General features: G+C 64.7%; 18 protein-coding genes and 1 riboswitch. Of the genes, 11 read left to right on the top strand and 7 right to left on the bottom strand.

What is annotated here, in order from left to right; translation table 11 throughout:
* Positions 1 to 175 precede the first annotated feature (175 nt).
* Positions 176 to 1,438 (top strand): S8 family peptidase, encoded by a 1,263-nt coding sequence (locus tag SU48_RS04140; RefSeq protein ID WP_064014150.1) that lies wholly within the window; start codon positions 176 to 178, stop codon positions 1,436 to 1,438.
* Between the two features lie 148 nt (positions 1,439 to 1,586).
* Here the strand turns inward: SU48_RS04140 and SU48_RS04135 are convergent, their stop codons facing one another.
* Positions 1,587 to 2,132, bottom strand: a complete 546-nt coding sequence (locus SU48_RS04135) for a 3'-5' exonuclease (RefSeq protein ID WP_064014149.1) — start codon at positions 2,130 to 2,132, stop codon at positions 1,587 to 1,589.
* 91 nt (positions 2,133 to 2,223) lie between these two features.
* Here SU48_RS04135 and SU48_RS04130 point away from each other — a divergent pair, with 91 nt between their 5' ends.
* From SU48_RS04130 to mqnB, 3 genes are all read left to right on the top strand, one after another.
* Positions 2,224 to 3,210: an AAA family ATPase gene (locus tag SU48_RS04130; RefSeq protein ID WP_064014148.1), complete on the top strand. Its 987-nt coding sequence runs from the start codon at positions 2,224 to 2,226 to the stop codon at positions 3,208 to 3,210.
* 12 nt (positions 3,211 to 3,222) lie between these two features.
* The gene (locus SU48_RS04125) at positions 3,223 to 6,105 is read left to right on the top strand and encodes a transglutaminaseTgpA domain-containing protein (protein ID WP_331710200.1); all 2,883 of its coding nucleotides are present in this window, start codon (positions 3,223 to 3,225) and stop codon (positions 6,103 to 6,105) included.
* An 89-nt stretch (positions 6,106 to 6,194) separates the two neighbouring features.
* Positions 6,195 to 6,875, top strand: coding sequence for a futalosine hydrolase (gene mqnB, locus SU48_RS04120; RefSeq protein WP_064014146.1), 681 nt, complete (start codon positions 6,195 to 6,197; stop codon positions 6,873 to 6,875).
* 62 nt (positions 6,876 to 6,937) lie between these two features.
* Here the strand turns inward: mqnB and SU48_RS04115 are convergent, their stop codons facing one another.
* Entirely contained in the window at positions 6,938 to 7,366 is a 429-nt protein-coding gene (locus SU48_RS04115) for a hypothetical protein (protein WP_064014145.1), read from the bottom strand.
* A gap of 197 nt (positions 7,367 to 7,563) precedes the next feature.
* Positions 7,564 to 7,725, bottom strand: coding sequence for a hypothetical protein (locus SU48_RS14275; protein ID WP_197474683.1), 162 nt, complete (start codon positions 7,723 to 7,725; stop codon positions 7,564 to 7,566).
* Between the two features lie 222 nt (positions 7,726 to 7,947).
* Here SU48_RS14275 and tdh point away from each other — a divergent pair, with 222 nt between their 5' ends.
* The 4 genes from tdh to SU48_RS04095 all read left to right on the top strand — a co-directional run bounded on the left by tdh (position 7,948) and on the right by SU48_RS04095 (position 11,902).
* Positions 7,948 to 8,973, top strand: a complete 1,026-nt coding sequence (gene tdh, locus SU48_RS04110; RefSeq protein ID WP_064014144.1) for an L-threonine 3-dehydrogenase — start codon at positions 7,948 to 7,950, stop codon at positions 8,971 to 8,973.
* A gap of 24 nt (positions 8,974 to 8,997) precedes the next feature.
* On the top strand, positions 8,998 to 9,204 hold the full coding sequence (locus SU48_RS04105) for a hypothetical protein (RefSeq protein ID WP_157451077.1): 207 nt from the start codon (positions 8,998 to 9,000) through the stop codon (positions 9,202 to 9,204).
* Between the two features lie 229 nt (positions 9,205 to 9,433).
* Positions 9,434 to 10,570 carry a molecular chaperone DnaJ gene (dnaJ, locus tag SU48_RS04100; protein WP_064014142.1) on the top strand — a complete coding sequence of 379 codons (1,137 nt, stop codon included), beginning with the start codon at positions 9,434 to 9,436 and terminating at the stop codon, positions 10,568 to 10,570.
* A 333-nt stretch (positions 10,571 to 10,903) separates the two neighbouring features.
* Positions 10,904 to 11,902: a ribose-phosphate diphosphokinase gene (locus SU48_RS04095; RefSeq protein ID WP_064014141.1), complete on the top strand. Its 999-nt coding sequence runs from the start codon at positions 10,904 to 10,906 to the stop codon at positions 11,900 to 11,902.
* 183 nt (positions 11,903 to 12,085) lie between these two features.
* Here the strand turns inward: SU48_RS04095 and SU48_RS04090 are convergent, their stop codons facing one another.
* The 4 genes from SU48_RS04090 to SU48_RS04075 form a co-directional block, all read right to left on the bottom strand.
* On the bottom strand, positions 12,086 to 12,562 hold the full coding sequence (locus tag SU48_RS04090; protein ID WP_064014140.1) for an NUDIX domain-containing protein: 477 nt from the start codon (positions 12,560 to 12,562) through the stop codon (positions 12,086 to 12,088).
* A gap of 149 nt (positions 12,563 to 12,711) precedes the next feature.
* Entirely contained in the window at positions 12,712 to 13,332 is a 621-nt protein-coding gene (locus tag SU48_RS04085; protein ID WP_064014139.1) for a VOC family protein, read from the bottom strand.
* Positions 13,332 to 14,612 carry an NAD(P)/FAD-dependent oxidoreductase gene (locus SU48_RS04080; protein ID WP_064014138.1) on the bottom strand — a complete coding sequence of 427 codons (1,281 nt, stop codon included), beginning with the start codon at positions 14,610 to 14,612 and terminating at the stop codon, positions 13,332 to 13,334. The genes SU48_RS04085 and SU48_RS04080 overlap by 1 nt, the downstream gene beginning before the upstream one ends.
* Positions 14,613 to 14,678: 66 nt before the next feature.
* Positions 14,679 to 15,137, bottom strand: a complete 459-nt coding sequence (locus SU48_RS04075) for an NUDIX domain-containing protein (RefSeq protein ID WP_064014137.1) — start codon at positions 15,135 to 15,137, stop codon at positions 14,679 to 14,681.
* Positions 15,138 to 15,390: 253 nt separating this feature from the next.
* Positions 15,391 to 15,488, top strand: a riboswitch (TPP riboswitch).
* Between the two features lie 92 nt (positions 15,489 to 15,580).
* Between SU48_RS04075 and SU48_RS04070 the strand changes: the two genes are divergently transcribed.
* From SU48_RS04070 to SU48_RS04060, 3 genes are read left to right on the top strand one after another with little or no spacing between them, the layout of a single operon-like run.
* Positions 15,581 to 16,624 (top strand): thiamine ABC transporter substrate-binding protein, encoded by a 1,044-nt coding sequence (locus SU48_RS04070; RefSeq protein WP_082869812.1) that lies wholly within the window; start codon positions 15,581 to 15,583, stop codon positions 16,622 to 16,624.
* 48 nt (positions 16,625 to 16,672) lie between these two features.
* Positions 16,673 to 18,175 carry an ABC transporter permease gene (locus SU48_RS04065; protein ID WP_064015828.1) on the top strand — a complete coding sequence of 501 codons (1,503 nt, stop codon included), beginning with the start codon at positions 16,673 to 16,675 and terminating at the stop codon, positions 18,173 to 18,175.
* A 49-nt stretch (positions 18,176 to 18,224) separates the two neighbouring features.
* Positions 18,225 to 19,226 (top strand): ABC transporter ATP-binding protein, encoded by a 1,002-nt coding sequence (locus SU48_RS04060; protein WP_064014136.1) that lies wholly within the window; start codon positions 18,225 to 18,227, stop codon positions 19,224 to 19,226.
* Positions 19,227 to 19,340 lie beyond the last annotated feature (114 nt).

Genomic DNA, 19,340 nt, shown 5'->3' with positions numbered 1-19,340 from the left:
GAACGTAGGTGTGGGCAGGAGGAAAGGCAGGGTGGCCGATGTCATTGCGCTGTGCGCGAGTTGAGACACTGATGCCTCCGCCTCTGCGGTGGTCATGCCCTGATCACGTCCCATTCTGTAGGCTGGCAACAGCAAGAAAACGCAGCCGAGGCTTGGGCTGCAAGGGGGCAGGCGCATGAAAGAAACCTTCGTGGTGCTGCGGGAAATTTCGGTTCAGGACGCGACGCGGGATGTGTTCGAGGGGGCGGCGGCTGAGGCGTTCAGACCAGACTTCAGCTCTGCTCCTGCCGACGCACAGGCAGCCCGGCCTTCCAGACGGCGCGCGACCCGGCCCCGCGTGACGGTGGAACGCCTAGACCGCCGTGATCTGCCCGATCTGGCGCAGGAAAGCAACGTGCGGGCTATTGCCCCCAGCGTACCCCTGCGCCTGATTCGGCCTGTAGAACGGCGAGACTTGGCTGAGACGAACGCTGTACCCAACGCTTGGGGCATTGCCGCCGTGGGCGCAGATTCCAGCCCCTACACGGGCGCGGGGGCCGTAGTGGCGGTGCTGGATACGGGCATAGACGCCGCGCATCCGGCCTTTGCGGGTGTGGATTTGGTGCAAGAAGACTTTAGCGGCGACGGCAACGGCGACCGCGAGGGCCACGGCACGCACTGCGCGGGAACGATTTTTGGCCGCGACGTGAACGGCACGCGTATGGGTGTGGCGCGGGGCGTGGGCAAGGCCTTGATCGGCAAAGTGCTGGGCGAGCAGGGCGGCAGCAGCGAGGCCATCGCCCGCGCCATCTTGTGGGCGGTGCAGGAAGGTGCACACGTGATCAGCATGTCGCTGGGCATCGACTTTCCGGGCTTGGTGGATCGCCTGATCAAGCAGGGCTATCCCGCGCCGCTGGCAACGTCTATTGCCCTAGAAGGCTACCGGGCCAATGTGAAGATGTTCGAGGCGTTGGCCTACACCGCGCAGCACTGGGGCGCAGAAGAACGGCCCGTGCTGCTGGTGGCCGCCGCCGGAAACGAGAGCGAGCGCGGCAAAAACAAGGACTGGGAAGTGAGCGTGGCCCCGCCCGCCGTCAGTACCGGATTCTTGAGCGTAGCGGCGCTGGGTCAATCTGCACCGGGTCAATCGGCAGGCGGGTTAGTCGTCGCGCCGTTTTCCAATACCAACGCCAATATCGCGGCCCCCGGCGTGAACACCGTATCGGCGCGGGCGGGCGGCGGCAGCGCCAACCCCTTCATCAGCATGAGCGGCACGAGCATGGCGACCCCGCATGTGGCCGGAATTACCGCACTGTGGGCCGAAAAACTGATCGGGGCCAACCAACTCAGCCTGCTGCAACTGGGCACGCGGGTGGCAGGATCGGCCACTTTTGCGGGCCTCGCCAGCGGCACCAACCCCGCCGATGTGGGGTTGGGCTTGGTGCGTGCGCCTGCCTGAATGAGGGGTGTTGGGGCTGAATTGAAGGGCGAACCCCCCCGTTGCTGAAGACTTGAAAAGCTCCGCAGGAGAGGGGAGGACAAGTGCTGTTCTTCGACCCTTCGACCCTTCGACCCTAGGCCCTTAGACAAAGCCTCCGCAAATCGCCCTACCGACTCGCCACCTTCAGCCGCTCCATCAGTTGCACGAACGCCTGCGCTGTCACCTGCACGTCTCCGAACGAGCGGTGGCGGCCTCCCTCGGCAAAGGTCAGATTCAGGCGCTCGGCCAGCACTCCTAGATTGTGGGCGCGTTCGCGGGGAAAGGCGCGGCGTGAAAGCTGCACGGTGCAGTATTCGGTGGGCGGTGCCCAAGTCAGGCCCGCTCGGCGCGCCGCCACCCGCACAAACCCGTTGTCGAAAGGCGCGTTGTGGGCCACCACAGGCGACTCTCCTACAAAGGCCAGAAAATCGGGAAGCGCCTGCGCGATGGTGGGCGCACTCCTGACCATCGCGTCCGAAATGCCGTGAACCTGCTGCGCCCGCCACGGAATCTGGAGGGTGCTGCCGCTTTCGCTGGTGGGGCGCACCAAGGTTTCAAACTTCTGGCTCTCGTCCACGCGCCCATCGACAATCCTTACCGCGCCGATTTCGACGATGCCGTCCCGTTCGGGCGACAGGCCAGTGGTTTCAAGGTCAAACACGACAACGTTCATTGGGCCTAGCGTAGCGCGTGGTGAGGTGCCGCATTGATCCCCGCCTCATGTCGCAGTTCTGTCAGAGGCGGGCGGCTAGGCTGCTGGGCATATGACTCGTGCTGCCGTTTCGTTCTCTACCGGGGCTGCGTCTACCGGATCTGCGCCTGCCGGGTCACAGACCATGCACAGTCAGGCTTTGGCCGCCGCGCTCGCGCAACTGGACAACGTGATTTTAGGCAAAAGCCATCAGGTGCGCCTTGCGGTGGCCTGCTTGCTGGCGCGGGGGCACCTGCTGATCGAAGACCAACCGGGCGTGGGTAAAACCACGCTGGCACACGGTCTCGCCCGCACGATGGGGCTGGCGTTCCGGCGGGTGCAGTTCACGGCAGACCTCTTGCCCACCGACTTGCTGGGCGTCAGCGTGTGGGACGCCGCTGCCGCCGAGTTCCGCTATCACGCTGGCCCCATTTTCTCTGAAGTGTTGCTGGCCGATGAAATCAACCGGGCCACGCCCAAAACGCAGGGCGCGTTGCTGGAAGCGATGGAAGAACGGCAGGTCAGTGAAGGCGGCGTCACGCGCCCGTTGCCCGATCCATTTTTTGTGATCGCCACGCAAAACCCGGCAGCGTTCGTGGGCACATCGCCCCTGCCCGAAGCACAGCTAGACCGCTTTTTGCTGACCGTAACGCTGGGCTACCCCGACGCCCGCGCCGAGCGCACCCTGCTGGAAACAGGCGGGCGGGTGCTGACCGTGCGCGACTTGCCGCCTGTGCTGAACGCGCCCCTGCTGACCGCCATCCAGCGCGAAGTCGACGGGGTACACGCGGCGGCCCCGCTACTGGATTACCTGCAACTGCTGGCCCGCGCTACCCGTGAGCATGCGGCTTTGGCGGCAGGCCTGAGTCCACGCGCTCTGCTCGCGCTGTTGGCCGCCGCCAAAGCGTGGGCTTACTTGGCGGGCCGCCGCATGGTGCTGCCCGAAGACGTGCAGGCCATCTTTCCCGCGCTGGCCGCCCACCGCCTGCCCGTGCGTGACCCCAGCATAAGAATCGGGGACGTGATGGCCCGAGTGCTGGCCGACACGCCGATTCCTTAAACGGCCTCCCCCTTGGCTCTCTCTGCCCTCTCCTACCGCCTACGCCCCACCCGCATGGGCGTCGGCTTCCTGCTGCTGACCGTGCTGACCCTGGTGGGCTGCGTGAATTACAGCCTAAGTTTGGGCTACGGCGCGACCTTCTTGCTGGCAGGCGTCTGGGCCGTCACCGCCGGACAGGCCATGCGGGCGGGGCGTGCATTAAGGGTCAAGTTGGACGCACCGATGGAGGCGTTCGCGGGAACCGAATCGGCCTTGACCGGGGGGGCGACGGGACTGGCAGGCACGCCGTTCGAAGTGCGTCTGGGAACAACTACCGCCACTGGACGCACTCCGGCAGAGGCAGCGGGCCGATTTACTCTTAAGCTTCCTGCCCAAGCACGCGGCCCGCTCACCCTGCCCCGTGTGCAGATCGCCGCTTACGACAGCCTCGGCCTGTGGCGCTGGGTGCAGGTGTTGCCGCTGGCAGACGTGGGGCTGGAGGTGCTGCCCGCCGTGTTTCCGGCCCCCGAACAGAGCGCACCGCCGCCCACGCGCCGTACCGGGGCCGCTGGCGAAGGCCTGACCCGTACCGCTGGCACCGAAGATTTTTCGGGCTTGCGGGCTTACGTACCGGGAGACTCGCCGCGCCTCGTGTCTTGGAAGCACGCCGCCCGCACGGGCACGCTGCTGACCCGCGAATTCGACGCCCCGGCAGGGACGGCCCTGATGTTCGACTGGGCCGATACGGCGGCGCTGGGCAATACCGAGGCCCGCCTTTCTCGGCTGAGTGCTTGGATCGGCGCGGCGCGGGCGAGTGGCCTGCCGTTCGGCCTAACTCTGCCGGGGCACACCTTGCCTGTAGCCGCTGGAGAAGCCCACGCACGGGCGTCCCTGACGGCATTGGCGCTGCATCAGCCGTTGCCCGCGCCTCTGCCTGCCCCAAAATCCCCCCATCTTCTCCCCATTCTCCCCGCCGCCGCCCTGCGCTTTACGCTGTTCGGGCTGGCAGTGGCCCTCGCGCCGGGAGTGCTGCGCCAACCCGTGTGGGTGTCGGTACTAAGCGCCGTCTTGCTGGGCTATACCGCGTGGCAGACCCGTCCTCTACAGCCCCAAGCCATACAGACTTGGCGACTGCCACGCCACCTCCCCAGTTGGCTGCTGGGCATCGCGGCAGGGCTGGCGGCGGTGGCCCTCAACGCCGAATACGGCACGCTGCTGGGCAGTGATGCGGGCACGGCCTTGCTGGGTTTGTTGGTGGCCCTCAAAGCCGCCGAATCGCGGAATATGCGTGACGCCCGGCTGCTGGTGCTGCTGGGCTTGTTCGTCACGTTCACGCACTTTTTGCATGGGCAGGGGCCACTCGTCGCCCTGCACGCCCTGCTGAGCATCACCCTGATGCTGGCGGTGGCGGGCGTGTGGGTGGTGCCAAACACTCAGGCCGATACAGAACCCGGCCCCCTGCGAACGGCGGGCAAAGTAGTGGCGCTCGCGCTCCCGCTGATGCTGGTGCTGTTCGTTCTGTTTCCGCGCCCAGACGGCCCGCTGTGGCAGTTGCCGCTGCAAGGCCGCGCCCAAACCGGGCTGTCGGACGAAATTCGCGCCGGAGAATTCAGCGACCTGGCCCGCAGCAATGCGGTCGCCTTCCGCGCCGATTTCAGCATGGGCCTGCCTGACCCCCAAGACCGCTACTGGCGCGGCCCAGTATTCGAGGGGTATGACGGCTTGGCGTGGACACAGGCGCGGCTGCGGGGTGCGTCGCCCAGCATAGAGGCGACTGGCCCGGAGAGCGCCTACACCCTGACGCTGGAACCCAACGGCAAACCGTGGCTACTGGCGCTGGACGTGCCCACCCAACTGCCGCCCGGCGCGTTCCTGTCTACGGCGTTTCAGGCCGTGAACCCGCGCCCCAGCACCAACCGCGCCCGCTACGCCATCCGGGGCCGCAGCGCCCGCCTAGGCGTCCAGGAAAGCCCTGAGCGCCTGAATTACAACCTGCTGCTCCCAGTGGGCCAGAGTCCCCGCGCCCGCGACTTGGCGGCCAGTTGGACTGGGTTGGCCCCAGCGGCGCGCATAGAAGCGGCGCTGAACTACCTCCAAACGGGCGGCTTCACCTATACCCTGAATCCGCCCATTTTGCCCGAAGAAAACCGCGTGGACGCTTTCTTGTTCGGTACTTCAACTGTGGGCGCACGCACCGGATTCTGCGAGCATTACGCCAGTGCCTTCGCCTTCTTGATGCGGGCGGCGGGGTTGCCTGCCCGGATCGTGGGTGGGTATCTGGGCGGCGAAATCAACCCGGACGGCGGCTACCTGATCGTGCGGCAGCAGGACGCGCATGCTTGGGTAGAAGTGTGGCTGGCAGGGCGCGGCTGGACGCGGGTAGACCCGACAGCGGTGGTGGCCCCCGCCCGCCTGAACACCAACCTCAGCACTGCCCTGACCCGCCCGAATGCTACCCAAGCCGCGCCCATCGGTACCTTTGCCCGCCTGCGCCTGCGCGTGGACGCCCTTCAAAACCGCTGGAACGATACGGTAGTGGGCTACAACGGCGAGCAGCAACGCAGCCTGCTGGGGCGCGTGGGGCTTGGCGAAGTGGGGGCCGCGCCGTATCTGTTGGCCTTGCTGGGGCTGATCGCGTTGGCCTTTGTGCCCGCCCTGTTGGTGGCCCGCCGCGCCGCCCGCCCCCGTGACCTCGCCGCCCGCGCTCTGCATGACCTGACCCTGCGCCTGCGCCTGCCCCGCGCCCCCGGAGAAACCGCCAGCGCCTACGCCCTGCGTGTGCAGCAGCGTTGGCCTCAGTCCTCGGAATCGCTGAGCGCCTTCCTGAACGCCTACCACGAAGCCCGCTATTCGCCGGAAGCCTCGCCGGAAGGGGCAAAGAAGTTGCGGGAACTGGTGCGGAAGGTGCGGCGTTAGTGTCCCAAACGCGCAGCCGTTCTTAGACCCTAGACCCTTTGACGCTTTTCTCCCCCGCCCACACTCCGACTGCCGCATACTGACCGCACATGAAAGTCCTGATTATCGTAGCCACAGCGGGCGAAGCGGCGAGGCTGGCAGGCGTGCCCGCGCATGTCGTCGTGTGCGGCGTGGGCGCGGTGGCGGCAGCCCTGACCACCCAGCAAGAGCTGATGCAGGAACCCTATGATCTGGCCGTCAGTGCCGGAATCGGCGGCGCGTACCCCGGCAGCGGCCTGAATCCCGGCGATCTCGCCGTTTCCAGCCTGATGGCACAGGCCGATTTGGGCGCGGTAGACGGCTTACCGGGTCAGGAAACGTTTTTGTCTTTGGAGGAATTGGGCCTCAGCGTGCAGCCCGATCAACCCTCCGATCAGCCCAATGGGGGGATATTTCCGGCATGGCAAGGCGCACAGGCTCTGGCCGAACGCCTCCAGCATTCCGGGGGGCAACAGTCTGGCCTACGCGTCGGCTACGGCCCCGCCCTCACGCTGTCCACGGTTACAGGTAATGTGGCTGTGGCCCATGCCCTCGCCGCCCGCTTTCCCGGTGCAATGTGCGAAGGCATGGAAGGCGCGGGTGTGGCGCACGCGGCCCTGCGCTGGGGCGTGCCCGCACTAGAAATACGCGGCATAAGCAACCCGGTGGGGCCGCGTGACCGGGCAAGCTGGAAACTGGGAGAGGCATTGGCGGCGACAAGGCGGGGCGTGGAAGGACTTTTGGGGTGGTAAACACCAACAATGAGCTGTAGGACGGGCTTTTCGCCGCACCCTACAGCCCACTTCCTCCGCCCTCAGTTCGGTTTCAAAAACAGATTCTGCACGGGCGTAGGCGCAACGGGGAAGTTGACCTGCACGTGCACGGTGGTTCCGGCGGGCGTCTGGGGATCGACGTTGATCCAGTGGCTTGCCAGCACAGGCGGATTGGGCTGGGGATCGATGGCCCGCACCAACACGCGGCCCTGCGCGGGTACGAACACGCACCAGCCTTCGGGGGCAGCCGTAAAAGCCCGCACAGGCAGCACGCTTTGCAGGGTGAGGTCGGTGGGGGTGGCCCAGTACTCGATCAGAAGGCTGGCCTGCTCACGCGTCAGGTCTTTTTCTTCGATGTTGAGCTGAATTTCGACGCTGTCGCTCTGGCCGGGCACCAGATTCATCCAACCGGGAACCACGTAGCGGCCACTGCGGGCGCTCTTGAATTGTTGAGGGGCGGGATTGGTCATAGAGTCAGAGTAGCGCGGCTAGTCTTTCGGGGTCATCACACCGCCCTAGCGGGGCTGGGGGCACTGTTTGGGGGTAAAGCGGAAACCGACTTGAATCCTGCTCTATTTAGGATCCGATCCGATTTGCAAAACCCCGAAGGGGAGCAGAGCGAGTGGGAAAGAGTCCGGGCTACGCGGAGTGGAGTCCGTAGGGCCGGTTATTCGGCGGCGTCTCCGTCAGGCGCGGCGGTCTGGGCGGTGTGCAGCAGGGCACGCACGGCCACGTAACCCACCACGAAAAACAGCAGCGGCACGAGGTTGATGTTCACTTCGGCGTCTTTTTCGGGGGTCAGGGCATTCTGGCGGCGGAATTTGATCATGGCTACAGCCTACGCGCCCAACATGACCGGGAGGCCACACTGGAGCTTGAGCCAGCGTTGACGAATGGCCGACAGAAGACGGTGGCCCGCTATTCCGGCCAACGGTGAAGGCCCACATTGCACGAGTTGTCTAGGGGGAGTAGAACCGTTGCCGTGACCCTTTCTCCTGCGCCTCATCCTTCCGAACCATCCCATTCTGAAGCTGTCCAACTGCCGCGCACCATGCGGGCGCTGAGCAAACAACACGCCCGCGAAGGCATCTGGATGATCGAAACCGACGTGCCTACCCCCGGCCCCAACGATCTGCTGATCCGGGTCAAGAAGAGCAGCATTTGCGGCACCGACGTTCATATTTACAAATGGGACGAGTGGGCACAGCACACCATTCCCGTGCCGATGGTGGTGGGCCACGAATATGTGGGCGTGGTGGCGGGCATGGGCAGCGAGGTGCGCGGCTTCGTGGTCGGAGACCGGGTGAGCGGTGAGGGCCACGTGACCTGCGGGCATTGCCGGAATTGCCGTGCAGGACGCCGTCACCTGTGCCGCAATACCCTCGGCGTGGGCGTGAACCGTCCGGGCAGCTTTGCCGAATATCTGGTGCTGCCTGCCTTCAATGCCTTCAAGATTCCCGACGATATTTCGGATGAGGTGGCGGCCATCTTTGACCCATTTGGGAATGCCGTGCATACCGCCCTGAGTTTTGATCTGGTGGGCGAAGACGTGCTGATCACGGGCGCGGGGCCGATTGGCGTGATGGCCGCCGCCGTTGCCAAACATGCTGGAGCGCGGCAAGTGGTGGTCACCGATATCAATGACTACCGCCTAGACTTGGCCCGCAAGATGGGAGCCACACGGGCGGTGAACGTGGCCCGCGAAGACCTCTGGACGGTGGCGACGACAGAACTGGGCATGACCGAGGGCTTCGACGTGGGCCTAGAGATGAGCGGCAGCAGTCCGGCCTTTGCCCAGATGGTGGGCGTGATGAACAACGGCGGAAAAATCGCCTTGCTGGGCATTCCGGCGGGCCGCGTAGACATCGACTGGAACGCCGTTATCTTCAAGATGCTGACCATCAAAGGCATCTACGGGCGCGAGATGTTCGAGACGTGGTACAAGATGGCCGCCCTGATTCAATCGGGCCTAGACCTGACCCCGATCCTCACTCACCGCTTCGGCATAGACGACTTCCAGCAAGGCTTCGACGCCATGTTGGGCGGGCAAAGTGGGAAGGTGATTTTGGACTGGTGAGGTTGGATGGACTACAGTTCTGGTGTGACTGCGCCGCCCAAAACGCAAATTTTAAGCTCTGAGCCGACTTCACAACTTTTGGAGCAGGTTCAGCATGAGTTGCGGCGCGCCTATGTGCTGTACGCAACGGAATACGCCACTGATGCGGAAGAGCAGGCGGAGGCAGAGGCTTGGCTTCACTTTGCCGTGCAGGAAGTGCCGGAGAATGACCTGTCGCCCGCCGCCCTATGACTGAACGGAACAACAGCCAGCGCCCCAGCCCACTCCATCCAAAACTCGAGCTGCACTTGGGCCTGATCTAGCAATAAACACGCCCGCAAGCGAGCCATACCCCCGACACCACTTTTTCTGAGTGTGGTCATGTTAACCTGTGGGTTAAATGCTGGTGCTGTGGCGCTGGCTGTGACCCCCAAAATCACGCTTATCCAGCGCACCCACCAAGAGGCCAAGAGACACTGATATGACCGGACAAACAGACTATTACGACCTGCTGGGCGTGGCCCGCACCGCCGCCCCCGACGAGATCAAGAGTGCTTACCGCAAGTTGGCGCTCAAATTTCACCCTGACCGCAACAAGGAAGCGGGCGCTGCCGAGCAGTTTGCCCGCATCAACGAGGCCTACGCGGTACTGTCGGACGGCGAAAAGCGGGCGCACTATGACCGCTTCGGCAGTGCGCCTGGCAACGGCATGCCGGGGGGCGACCCGTTTGGCGGCATGGGCGGGGCGGGCTTCGATCCGATGGACATTTTCGAGCAGTTATTCGGCGGCGCAGTGGGCGGGCGCGGCGGGCGGCGTGGCCCTGCACGCGGCGACGACCTCGAAACCGAAGCACATGTGACGCTGCTTCAGGCGCGGGCGGGCGACGAAATCGAGGTGAATGTAGACCGCCTGACCACCTGCGAACACTGTCAGGGCAACCGCAGCGAGCCGGGGGGCAAGCCGCCCAAAACCTGCACCACCTGTAAGGGCGCGGGCGCGGTTCGGGCACAAGCACGCACTATTTTTGGCGTAGTCGACACCCAGCAGCCCTGTCCCACCTGCCGGGGCGAAGGCGTCCTGATCGAAGACCCTTGCACCGTGTGCCGGGGCCGGGGCCGCACTCTGAAGGCCGAAACGGTGAAGGTGAAACTGCCACGCGGCATAGACGAGGGCTACCGAATCCGCGTGTCGGGCATGGGCAACGAGGGGCCGGGGGGAAACGGCGACCTGTACGTACACATAGAAATGGAGCGCCACGCCGAGCTGCGCCGCGAGCAGGAACACCTGATCTACACCTCGCGCATCGGATTTGCTAAAGCCGCGTTGGGCGGGCAAATTACCGTGCCCACGCTGGACGGCCCCCAAAACGTAGAGGTCAAGGCAGGCACGCAGCACGGCGAACTGCACCGCCTGCGTGGGCAAGGGTTGCCCCGCTTGCAGGGTGCAGGCAGCGGCGATCTGATCGTGGAATACGACGTGCAGGTGCCCAAACCCGCCCAACTGACTCCCGAAGCCCGCGAAGCCCTGCTGGCCTATGCCCGCGCGGTAGGCGACGAGGTGAACGAGAAGCCGGAAGGGTTTTTCGACAAGGTGGGGAAGATTTTCAGGGGGGAATAAATTCTGATCGGACAGAGGATTTCTGTTTAATCCGAGCAGAGCGAGTGGGAAACACACGGCTTCCAGAGTGGAGTCGGCCTCCGGTGCAGATACGCGCAGACGCGATGGCCGGAAGCCGGGAACGTGAATCGCAGATCGTGGAATGGAAAACGTGGATCGTGGAAAGGGACAACATCCCAGACCACGATCCACGTTCCGTATGCCACCCGCCCTCACTTCTAGCCCTGTCACGCAGCGACGGACGGCCCCGCCCGGCCACTCACGGTATGCTGCCTGCGACAAGCTCTGCCGACTGCCCCGCGCCTTCTCTCCCCGTTTCTGGAGGATTTCACCGTGTCCCTGCTCCGATCCACCCACACTGACCGCATTGCCAGAAGCCACCGTGCGCCGCTGCTCGTGTTTGCAGGCCAGAGCAACCGCCCGCTGGCACAGTCCATCTGCGACAACCTCGGCGTGCCGCTGGGCAACAGCAAAACCGAGAAATTCACCAACGACAACCTGATCGTGCATTACGAAGAGTCCCTGCGAGAAGGCGACGTGTTCATCATTCAGACGTTCAGCACGCCCGTCAGCGACGCGATTATGGAACTGATGCTCATGATCGACGCCGCCAAGAGCGCGAGTGCAGGCCGCGTGACCGCCGTGATTCCGTACTACAGCTATGCCCGCAGCGACAAAAAAGACAGCCCCCGTATCTCCATCGCGGGCCGTCTGGTGGCCGACTTGCTTCAGGAAGCAGGCGCAGACCGAATCCTGATGATGACCCTGCACTCGCCGCAGGTTCACGGGTTTTTCAAAGTGCCCGTAGACCACCTGTCGGCGGACATCGTGCTGACGCAACACTTCAAAAAGTGTGTGCCCAACGCCCATGAAGGTGTAGTATTGGCCCCCGACGCGGGCAGCATCAAGCGGGCGTCCCACATTGCCCGCCGCCTCGATTCCGGCCTCGCCATGATCGACAAAGAGCGCATCAGCGACACCGAAGTTCGGCCCCGCGCCCTGATCGGGGAAGTGGAAGGCAAAACCGTGTTCATCGTGGACGACGAGATCAGTACGGCGGGCAGCCTCGTGGAGACCGTGAATATCTGCCGCAGCATGGGCGCAAAAGACGTGTATGTGGCGGTGACTCACGGCGTCTATACTGGCCCCGCCATAGAGCGAATCGCCGCGCTGGACGTGACGCAGGTGGCGAGTACCAACACGGTGCTGGTGCCCGAAAGCAAGATTCTGGCGGCGGGCGGCAAACTGGCCGTGCTGGACGTTGCGCCGCTGTTTGCCAACGCGATTGCCAATATTCATACCGGGGAGAGTGTGAGTACGCTGTTCGAGTAATTCCGATTGAAAGCGCCGTCGTTTGGCGCTGTAATCCGACTAGAAGGAGGAAGAACAAGGACGGGTTTCGGGAGATGGAGCCGCAAGCGGTGGTGTTCCGATTGTGGCGGAATTGGACGGAACCCGGAGAGGAATGTAGAACGTGGATCGTAGGTTGGAGGTTCCCTGTCCACGATCCACGTTCTACATGCCACCTTCCAAGCCGTATTCTCCGCGTGCCAATGCCCCTCTAACCTGTTCCACCAGCCGCGTTTGTTCGGGCCAGAAGAGGGGCGGCGCGTCGGCCAGAGCGTGCCATTCCAGCCTGAAACCGGGTTCCAGCGGCGGCTGACCCATCTCCTCCGTGACGCCGAGGCTGTAGCGCGTGACTTGCCACAGCGTCCGGGCGTAGTTCAAGCGTTCCAGCGTGCCCAAGTCGGCCACCACGCGCACGGCGTATAGGCCCGCTTCCTCGCGCAGTTCCCGCATCAGCGCCTGCTCATGCGTTTCGCCCGCTTCTACGCCGCCTTTGGGCAGTTGCGGATAGTCACCGGGTTCAATGACAACGGCGAGGAGCCAGCCGGAATCGCTGCGCTTCAGCACGACTGCGCCCACGCTGGCCCGTTCGGGAGTGGCCGGGGGGTGGGTGTAGAAAGTGGCGTCTGGCGGGGGGAGTTTCATGGGGCTAAGTTTCCGGGTGCCTTGTCTAAGAGTCTAGGGTCTGAGGGTCTAAGGAAAGGCAATCGCTGCGCTCATACACCCCCTCTGCTTCGCAGCTCTGCGAGTCCCCAGCCCTCCCCCCTCAAGGGAGAGGGAGTAATCTTCCACGCTCACAGCGTCACCAACCCGTGCGGCGTTTCCAGCAAGGCCGCCAATTCCGGTTGAGGCGCTTCATAGACTTCTACTTCCCCCGCAAAATGAACAGCGTCCAGCCAAGCACGCAGGCGGTCTGGGTCAGGCGTGCCCAGACGCAGGGAAGCCAAGCGCACCCCAGCATCCGGCAGGCGCGTGGGCGGGGGCGGCGTGTGCCACACGATCAGGCTGGGCTGCACGCCGCCGCCCGGCAAGCTTCCATCTTGGGGCACGGTCAACGCCCAACGGTTCTCGCCGCGTGAGAGTTCCAGCAGGTCTGGAGTGGGGGGCAGGCTGGGCACACTCGCCACCCAGTGAATCAGGGCGGGGCCATTCTCTAACTTGTCCTGTATTTCGGGTGTATCCAGCCCAAACCAGCGCGGGCGGGAAGGGGCGGGCGCGTGCGGATTGATGGCGATGACCTCTAGGTAGGCGTCCGGCCCCAGCGACAGCAGCGCATTGTGCGTGCCGAATTGCGTGTGTTCGCCACCGGGTGCGAGCGTCACGCCCAAACGTCCTTCCAGCCACGCTTGCCCTTCTTGCAACGTGCGGGCGGCGATGACCAGATGATCTAATGCGGCGGCGGGCAGTTCTGGCATTAGCTCCCCCTCGGTCTGCTCATTGCCACCAAGTCGCTCAGCACGATGGCCGCCGCCTTTTCGCCGCTTTCCATCGCGCCCTGAATGCCGCTCATGGAGGTCAGTTCGGAGGCCAGCAGCACGCCGGGAAGCGCGGTGGCGTGGCCGGGCAGGTGGGCGGCGTACCCGGCAGGCTGGGGATACTGGGCGTGTTCTATTCGCTCTATGTGCAGTGTGCGGAGGGTGCGGGCGTCGGCCTCGCCGTACCAGACGGCCAATTCTGCCCGCACCTGTGCATCCAGTTCGGCATCGGAGACTTCTGTTATAGACACTGTGGGGCGGCCCAGCACTGTGGCGATCAGCAGATGTTGGCCTTCCGGCGCACGCCCCGGCACCGCCTGACTGATCCAGTGGGCGTTGTTGATCCAGCCCGCTTCGGCATTCAGCAGCAGGCGGGGTTGCGGGTCTATAGGGTGCGGCGTGGCGTAATGCAAGTACGCGCTGCTGAGGCTGCCGCGCGCCAAGTCTCCGCCCAGAAGCGTTTGGGCCGTGTTCGGATCGGTGGCGACGATCACGTTCCGGGCCTCCAGATCGCCCGCACGTGTGGCCACGCTGACCATGTCCCGGTGGGCGGTCAGGCGGGTCACGCGCACGCCCAAGGTCACGTCCAGCCCGTCTGCCAGTTGCGCCGGAATCTGGCCCATACCCCCGCGTGGCACGGCAATTTGGCCGTCCATCAGCATGCGGAAGTAGTAGCGGAACAGCCGGGCCGACGTAGACAAGTCGCGCCGCAGGAACACGCCGCCGAAAAAGGGGCGAAAGAATCGGTCAAGAGCTGCCTCTGAAAAGCCCTGACGCCGCAGATAGTCCTGTGTGGACTCGTCGGGGCCGCTCAGCAGCGTGTGAACCGGAGGCGTGCGAAGTTGCGCGGCCAGTTTTGCCACCCGCAGTTTGTCGGGCAGCGGCAGCACCCGCGTGGTCAGGCTCGAAAACAAGCTGGCCGGATCGCGGATGGGGTCGCCCAGTACGTCTGCCCGCGCCCCACGCCGCACCACCGCCGCCGGGGGAATGGGCACCAAATCCAGCGCCTCTAGGTTCAGGTGCCGCCGCACCGCCGGGTAAGCCGTGAACAACACCTGAAATCCGGCGTCCAGTGTGAAGCCTTCCAGTTGGCGCGAACGCACCCGCCCGCCCACTTCTGCCCCCGCTTCCAGCACCCGCACGCGCCGCCCTGCCCGCGTCAGCACCCGCGCCGCCGTGAGGCCCGCCAAGCCCGCTCCAATCACCAAAACATCTTGCATAGGGGCAGACTAATGCAGAAGGGGGGCGAATAAGCGAGGGGGAATAAGCAACGCCGAACAGGCAATTCAGCGCGGCTGCACGCCGTCTAGGCTGTCGAGTTGCTCGCTCAGCACACGGCCATTCAGCAAATGCGCGGCCAGCACGCCCGCCAACCAAGGCAAGCTGTCGGCAGGCACCTGGGCCGGATCAAACCAACCCACTTCCGAGGTCTGCTCCAAAGCCAGAGGTTCCCCGCTCCAGTCACGTGCCAGATACAAAAAATCGCTGCCCTGCACACCGCCTACGTCGTAGCGGCTGACGCCGACGAAGGTCAGCGTTGCCGCGCTCACTTGTAGGCCCATCTCTTCCCACACTTCGCGGGCGGCAGCGTCGGCCAACGCTTCGCCGCGCTCGACTCGGCCACCCGGCAAGCCCCATAGTCCCGCGCCGTAGCCCGTGCCCTCGCGCCGTCCGAGCAGCACGCCGCCCTGAGTGTCTTGCACAATCAGCCACACTACGAGGTTGAAGGGAGCGGGAAGAGTCATGGGAACATGATGGGGGCTGAAGGACAGGGGAGGCGTCTCAGGAGCGGCGAACAACTTGGAGTTGACCGTGTGGGGGCTAGTCTAAGGGTCTAGGGTCTAAGGAAAGGCTGAGGCGTTTTTGCTAAAGCCTTCTTCCTTTGGGGTGCGAAGAAGCCACCCAACGGCATACCCACCCCAGCACCTTAAACCCTTGACTCTTAGACAAAGCACCCAAAGATGCTGTCTCCCCCAACTTCTGCGCTATGCTCTCCCCTGTCGTCACCGGGGGTGCCCTAAAACGTTAGGGCTGAGACATACCCCAGGAACCTGATCCGGGTCATTCCGGCGGAGGGAGCGTGATGCGCGGAACGCTTGCCCAGTGCTACTTACCCAGTGCGGCCCCGTTCCGTGTGCCCTGCATCGTCAGGGAAACGCCCCCCTTCCTGACGCGAAGGGGCTTTTTTATGCAGATTAGACGAGTAGTGATCATTGCAGGACTCCTGTTGGGCAGCGTGGCTTCGGCCCAGACCACCCTCACCGTCATTTCTCACGACAGTTTCGAGGTCGATAAGGCGTTGGTGGCGGCCTTCGAGAAAGCCAACGCCGCCCGCGTGCGCTTTGTGAAGGCGGGCGATGCGGGCGAACTGCTGAACCGCCTGATCCTGACCCGCCGTGCGCCGCTGGCCGACGTGGTGTACGGGATAGATAACAGCCTGCTGCCGCGTGCCCGCGCTGCCGGGGTGCTGGATGCCTACCGCTCGCCCGCGTTGAAGGCCGTGCCCGCCGCCTACCGCATGGATGAGGCCAACGGGACAACCCTGCTGAATACGGTGGATTACGGCGTGGTGGCCTTCAACTATGACCGCGCTTGGTTCCAGAAAGCGGGGCTGGCCCTGCCCAAAACGTTGGATGACCTCAAGAATCCGGCCTATGCCAAATTGACGGTGGTGTCGTCTCCGGCGACGTCTAGCCCCGGTTTGGCCTTCCTGCTGGCAAGCGTGAACCAGTACGGCGAGGCGGGCGCGTGGAACTGGTGGCGCATGGCCCGCGCGGGCGGCATGAAGGTCACACGCGGCTGGTCAGATGCGTACTACAAGGAATTTACGCGCAACGGGGGCAAGTTTCCCATTGTCCTGAGCTATGCCAGCAGCCCCGCCGCCGAGGTCTTTTATGCCGAGGGATTCAACGCGGCCAAGTTGACCCAGCAGTCACCCACCGGGAATCTGTTCTTGCCCGGAAGCACCTTTTTGCAACTGGAAGGCGTGGGCGTGCTGAAGGGAGCCAAGCAGCCCGCACTGGCCCGCGCATTCGTGGACTTCATGCTGTCGGGGGGCGTGCAGGCCGACATTCCCACCCGGATGTGGATTTACCCGGCGGTGGCAGGCACGCCGCTGAATCCGGTGTTCAAGTTTGCCGAGCAGCCCAAGACAGCGCCCATCAAACCCGCGTTGCTCGCCAATCCGCAACGCCTCATCGACGGCTGGGTGACGAACGTGCTGCGGCGCTAGGTGGCCCGCTTAAGCACCTTCCTGCTGGCCCTCTTGCCCCTCAGTTTCATGGCCCTACTGCTGGCGCTTCCGCTGGGGCGCACGCTGGCTGAAGGCGGGGTGCAGTTGGGCGTGTGGCGCGATCCGTATTTTGTGGGCCGCCTCGGCTGGACGCTGGGGCAAGCGCTGGGCACGGCGGCGGTGGCACTGGCAGTGGGCGGGCCGCTGGCCTACCTGCTGTCGCGCTGGGACGTGCCGGGGCGGGCGGCGTTTCTGCGCTTCTTGCTGCTGCCGTTCGTGACGCCCACACTGGTGGCCGTGCTGGGCCTGACCGCGCTCTTGGGGCCGCAAGGCTGGATCACCCGACTCACCGGGATTGACCTGAGCGACGGCCCCGGCCTGCTGCTGCTGGGCAATCTGTTCTTCAATCTGCCCGTGATGATTCGGCTGGCCCACGCGGGGTTTTCACGGGTTCCGCCCAATCTGATCGGCGCGGCACGGTCATTGGGAGCATCGGGCTGGAAGGCGGCTTGGACGGTGGCACTCCCGCTAGCCCTACCCGGACTGGCCGCCGGATTCATTCTGGTGTTCTTGTATTCGGCCCTCAGCTTCGGCCTGCCGCTCACGTTGGGGGGCGAGCGCTACAGCACGCTGGAAGTGGAGATCTACACCCTCACCGCCTACCAACTGCGCCTGCCGGAAGCCTCGGCCCTGATCGTGGGCCAACTGCTGCTGACGGGCGCGGCAACGTGGGCCTATGTGGCCCTCACACGCGGGGGCGCGGGCATCAGTGGGCGGGGGCTGGTGCCTGCACGCGGGGGCACACGGGCCGTGATCTGGCTTCTGATGGGCGGCGTGTCACTGATCTGCTTCGGGCCATTGCTGGCGGTGGTGGCCCGCAGCGTGCTGACCTCTAGTGGCCTCAGTTTTAGCGCGTGGGAGGCCGTTCTCAGCAATGCTGAGACATGGGCTTTGGTGGGGAACACCCTGCGCTTCGGCGTCTTGGCTCTGATCGGTGCAGTCACACTCGGCGGGCTGCACGCTTTGGCCGCTTGGCGGGCGCGTGGGCCAGTTTCACGTGTGCTGGACGGCTTATCGCTGCTGCCCCTCATGGTGTCTCCGGTCAGTCTGGCGGTGGGCTACCTGCTGGCGTATCCGGCGCTGTCGGCCACCCTGCCCCTGCTGATCGGGGCCTATACGCTGCTGGGCATGCCGTTGGTCACGCGCAGTTTGCTTCCGGCGCTCCGTGCGTTGCCGCCGCGCACGCTTGAAGCCGCCCGCACACTCGGCGCGGGCAGTTGGACGGTATGGCGCACCGTCACCTTTCCCCTGACTCTTCCGGCCCTGCGCGGCGGCGCGGCCTTGGCCCTCGCCACCGTGCTGGGCGAGTTCGGGGCCACTTTAGTCCTGACCCGCCCGGAGTGGGCCACCCTCAGCACGGGCCTGTATGACCGTCTAGGCCGCCCCGGAGAACGCAACCTCACCGAAGCCTGCGCTCTGGCAACCTTGCTGCTGGTGCTGGCGGTGCTGGCCTTTACGCTGCTGGACGGCGGCGAAGGGGAAGTGACGTGAAGCGGGCTATGGGGTGTAGGGTGTGGAATCTTTGGGAACCGTGCACTCTATGACTAAAACTTCCCCTGCCCTAGACGCCCAGAACCTCAGCAAACGCTACGGCGGCGTAAACGGGATTCAGGCCGCGAAAGACGTGTCTCTCACGGTAGAAGCGGGCGAAACGGTGGCGCTGTTGGGGCCGAGTGGCTGCGGCAAAAGCACGGTTTTACGGATCATCGCGGGGCTGGAGGTTCCAGATTCCGGCGCGGTGCAAGTCGGTGGCCGGGACGTGACGGCCCTGCCCCCCGAAGCGCGGCACATCGGGTTGGTGTTTCAGGACTACGCTCTGTTTCCCCATCTGAGCGTGCTGGACAACGTCGCCTACGGCCCCCGCGTGCGCGGCTTGCCCCGGCCCACTGCTGCTGCACAGGCGCGGGAAGCCTTGGCGTTGGTGAATCTGGCGGAATTGGGGAGCCGCCGCGTGACCGAGCTCAGCGGTGGGCAGGCGCAGCGGGTGGCGCTGGCACGTGCCCTCGCCACCGCCTCTCCCCTGCTGCTGCTGGACGAACCCCTCAGCAACTTGGATGAACGCCTGCGGGCCGAACTGCGGGGCGAGTTGCGGGCGCTGTTTGCGCGGGTGGGCGCGGGCGTACTGCTGGTCACACACGATCAGCGCGAGGCATTGGCCTTGGCAGGCCGCGTGGCCGTGATGCGGGCAGGCCAGATTGTGCAGCAAGGCGCGGCGCGGGACGTGTTCCGGCATCCGGCAACGGCGTGGGTGGCGGCGTTCTTGGGCCATCTCAACCTGTGGGCGCAACCGGGCGGCCTGTGCCTGCTGGTGCCCGAACAGGCCGTGACTGTGGGCGAAGGTGAACCGTATCCGGTGATGGCCCGCCAACCCCACGATTCCGGCGAAACGGTGACGCTAGCCCACCCACGCGGCCCCCTCACACTGAGTCTCAGCGCCCGCGAAAGCCTGCATATCGTGGATGGACAGGTGCGGGTGCGGGTAGATGAGGGGCGAATTCAGCGGTTGGTGGATGACCGGGAAGCCGTGAACACCCCCATCTGACCACCCTGTTTTTATCTAGACAATGCATGATTTTCCGTCACTATCGCCTGCAAATTCGCCTAAGTGACAGGTCGTTCACTGTTACACTCGCCCTGAACCATCCAGTGGCTTTTC

It is taken from the genome of Deinococcus puniceus (genome assembly GCF_001644565.1).
GTDB lineage: Bacteria > Deinococcota > Deinococci > Deinococcales > Deinococcaceae > Deinococcus > Deinococcus puniceus.
Note: the sequence above shows the minus strand (reverse complement) of the source record. Positions and strands in the feature narration are given on the sequence as shown.

Coding starts and splice junctions, on each gene's coding strand:
- SU48_RS04140 (WP_064014150.1), top strand. CDS start 176: ATGAAAGAAACCTTCGTGGTGCTGCGGGAAATTTCGGTTCAGGACGCG.
- SU48_RS04135 (WP_064014149.1), bottom strand. CDS start 2,132: ATGAACGTTGTCGTGTTTGACCTTGAAACCACTGGCCTGTCGCCCGAA.
- SU48_RS04130 (WP_064014148.1), top strand. CDS start 2,224: ATGACTCGTGCTGCCGTTTCGTTCTCTACCGGGGCTGCGTCTACCGGA.
- mqnB (WP_064014146.1), top strand. CDS start 6,195: ATGAAAGTCCTGATTATCGTAGCCACAGCGGGCGAAGCGGCGAGGCTG.
- SU48_RS04115 (WP_064014145.1), bottom strand. CDS start 7,366: ATGACCAATCCCGCCCCTCAACAATTCAAGAGCGCCCGCAGTGGCCGC.
- SU48_RS14275 (WP_197474683.1), bottom strand. CDS start 7,725: ATGATCAAATTCCGCCGCCAGAATGCCCTGACCCCCGAAAAAGACGCC.
- tdh (WP_064014144.1), top strand. CDS start 7,948: ATGCGGGCGCTGAGCAAACAACACGCCCGCGAAGGCATCTGGATGATC.
- dnaJ (WP_064014142.1), top strand. CDS start 9,434: ATGACCGGACAAACAGACTATTACGACCTGCTGGGCGTGGCCCGCACC.
- SU48_RS04090 (WP_064014140.1), bottom strand. CDS start 12,562: ATGAAACTCCCCCCGCCAGACGCCACTTTCTACACCCACCCCCCGGCC.
- SU48_RS04085 (WP_064014139.1), bottom strand. CDS start 13,332: ATGCCAGAACTGCCCGCCGCCGCATTAGATCATCTGGTCATCGCCGCC.
- SU48_RS04080 (WP_064014138.1), bottom strand. CDS start 14,612: ATGCAAGATGTTTTGGTGATTGGAGCGGGCTTGGCGGGCCTCACGGCG.
- SU48_RS04075 (WP_064014137.1), bottom strand. CDS start 15,137: ATGACTCTTCCCGCTCCCTTCAACCTCGTAGTGTGGCTGATTGTGCAA.
- SU48_RS04070 (WP_082869812.1), top strand. CDS start 15,581: ATGCAGATTAGACGAGTAGTGATCATTGCAGGACTCCTGTTGGGCAGC.
- SU48_RS04065 (WP_064015828.1), top strand. CDS start 16,673: ATGGCCCTACTGCTGGCGCTTCCGCTGGGGCGCACGCTGGCTGAAGGC.
- SU48_RS04060 (WP_064014136.1), top strand. CDS start 18,225: ATGACTAAAACTTCCCCTGCCCTAGACGCCCAGAACCTCAGCAAACGC.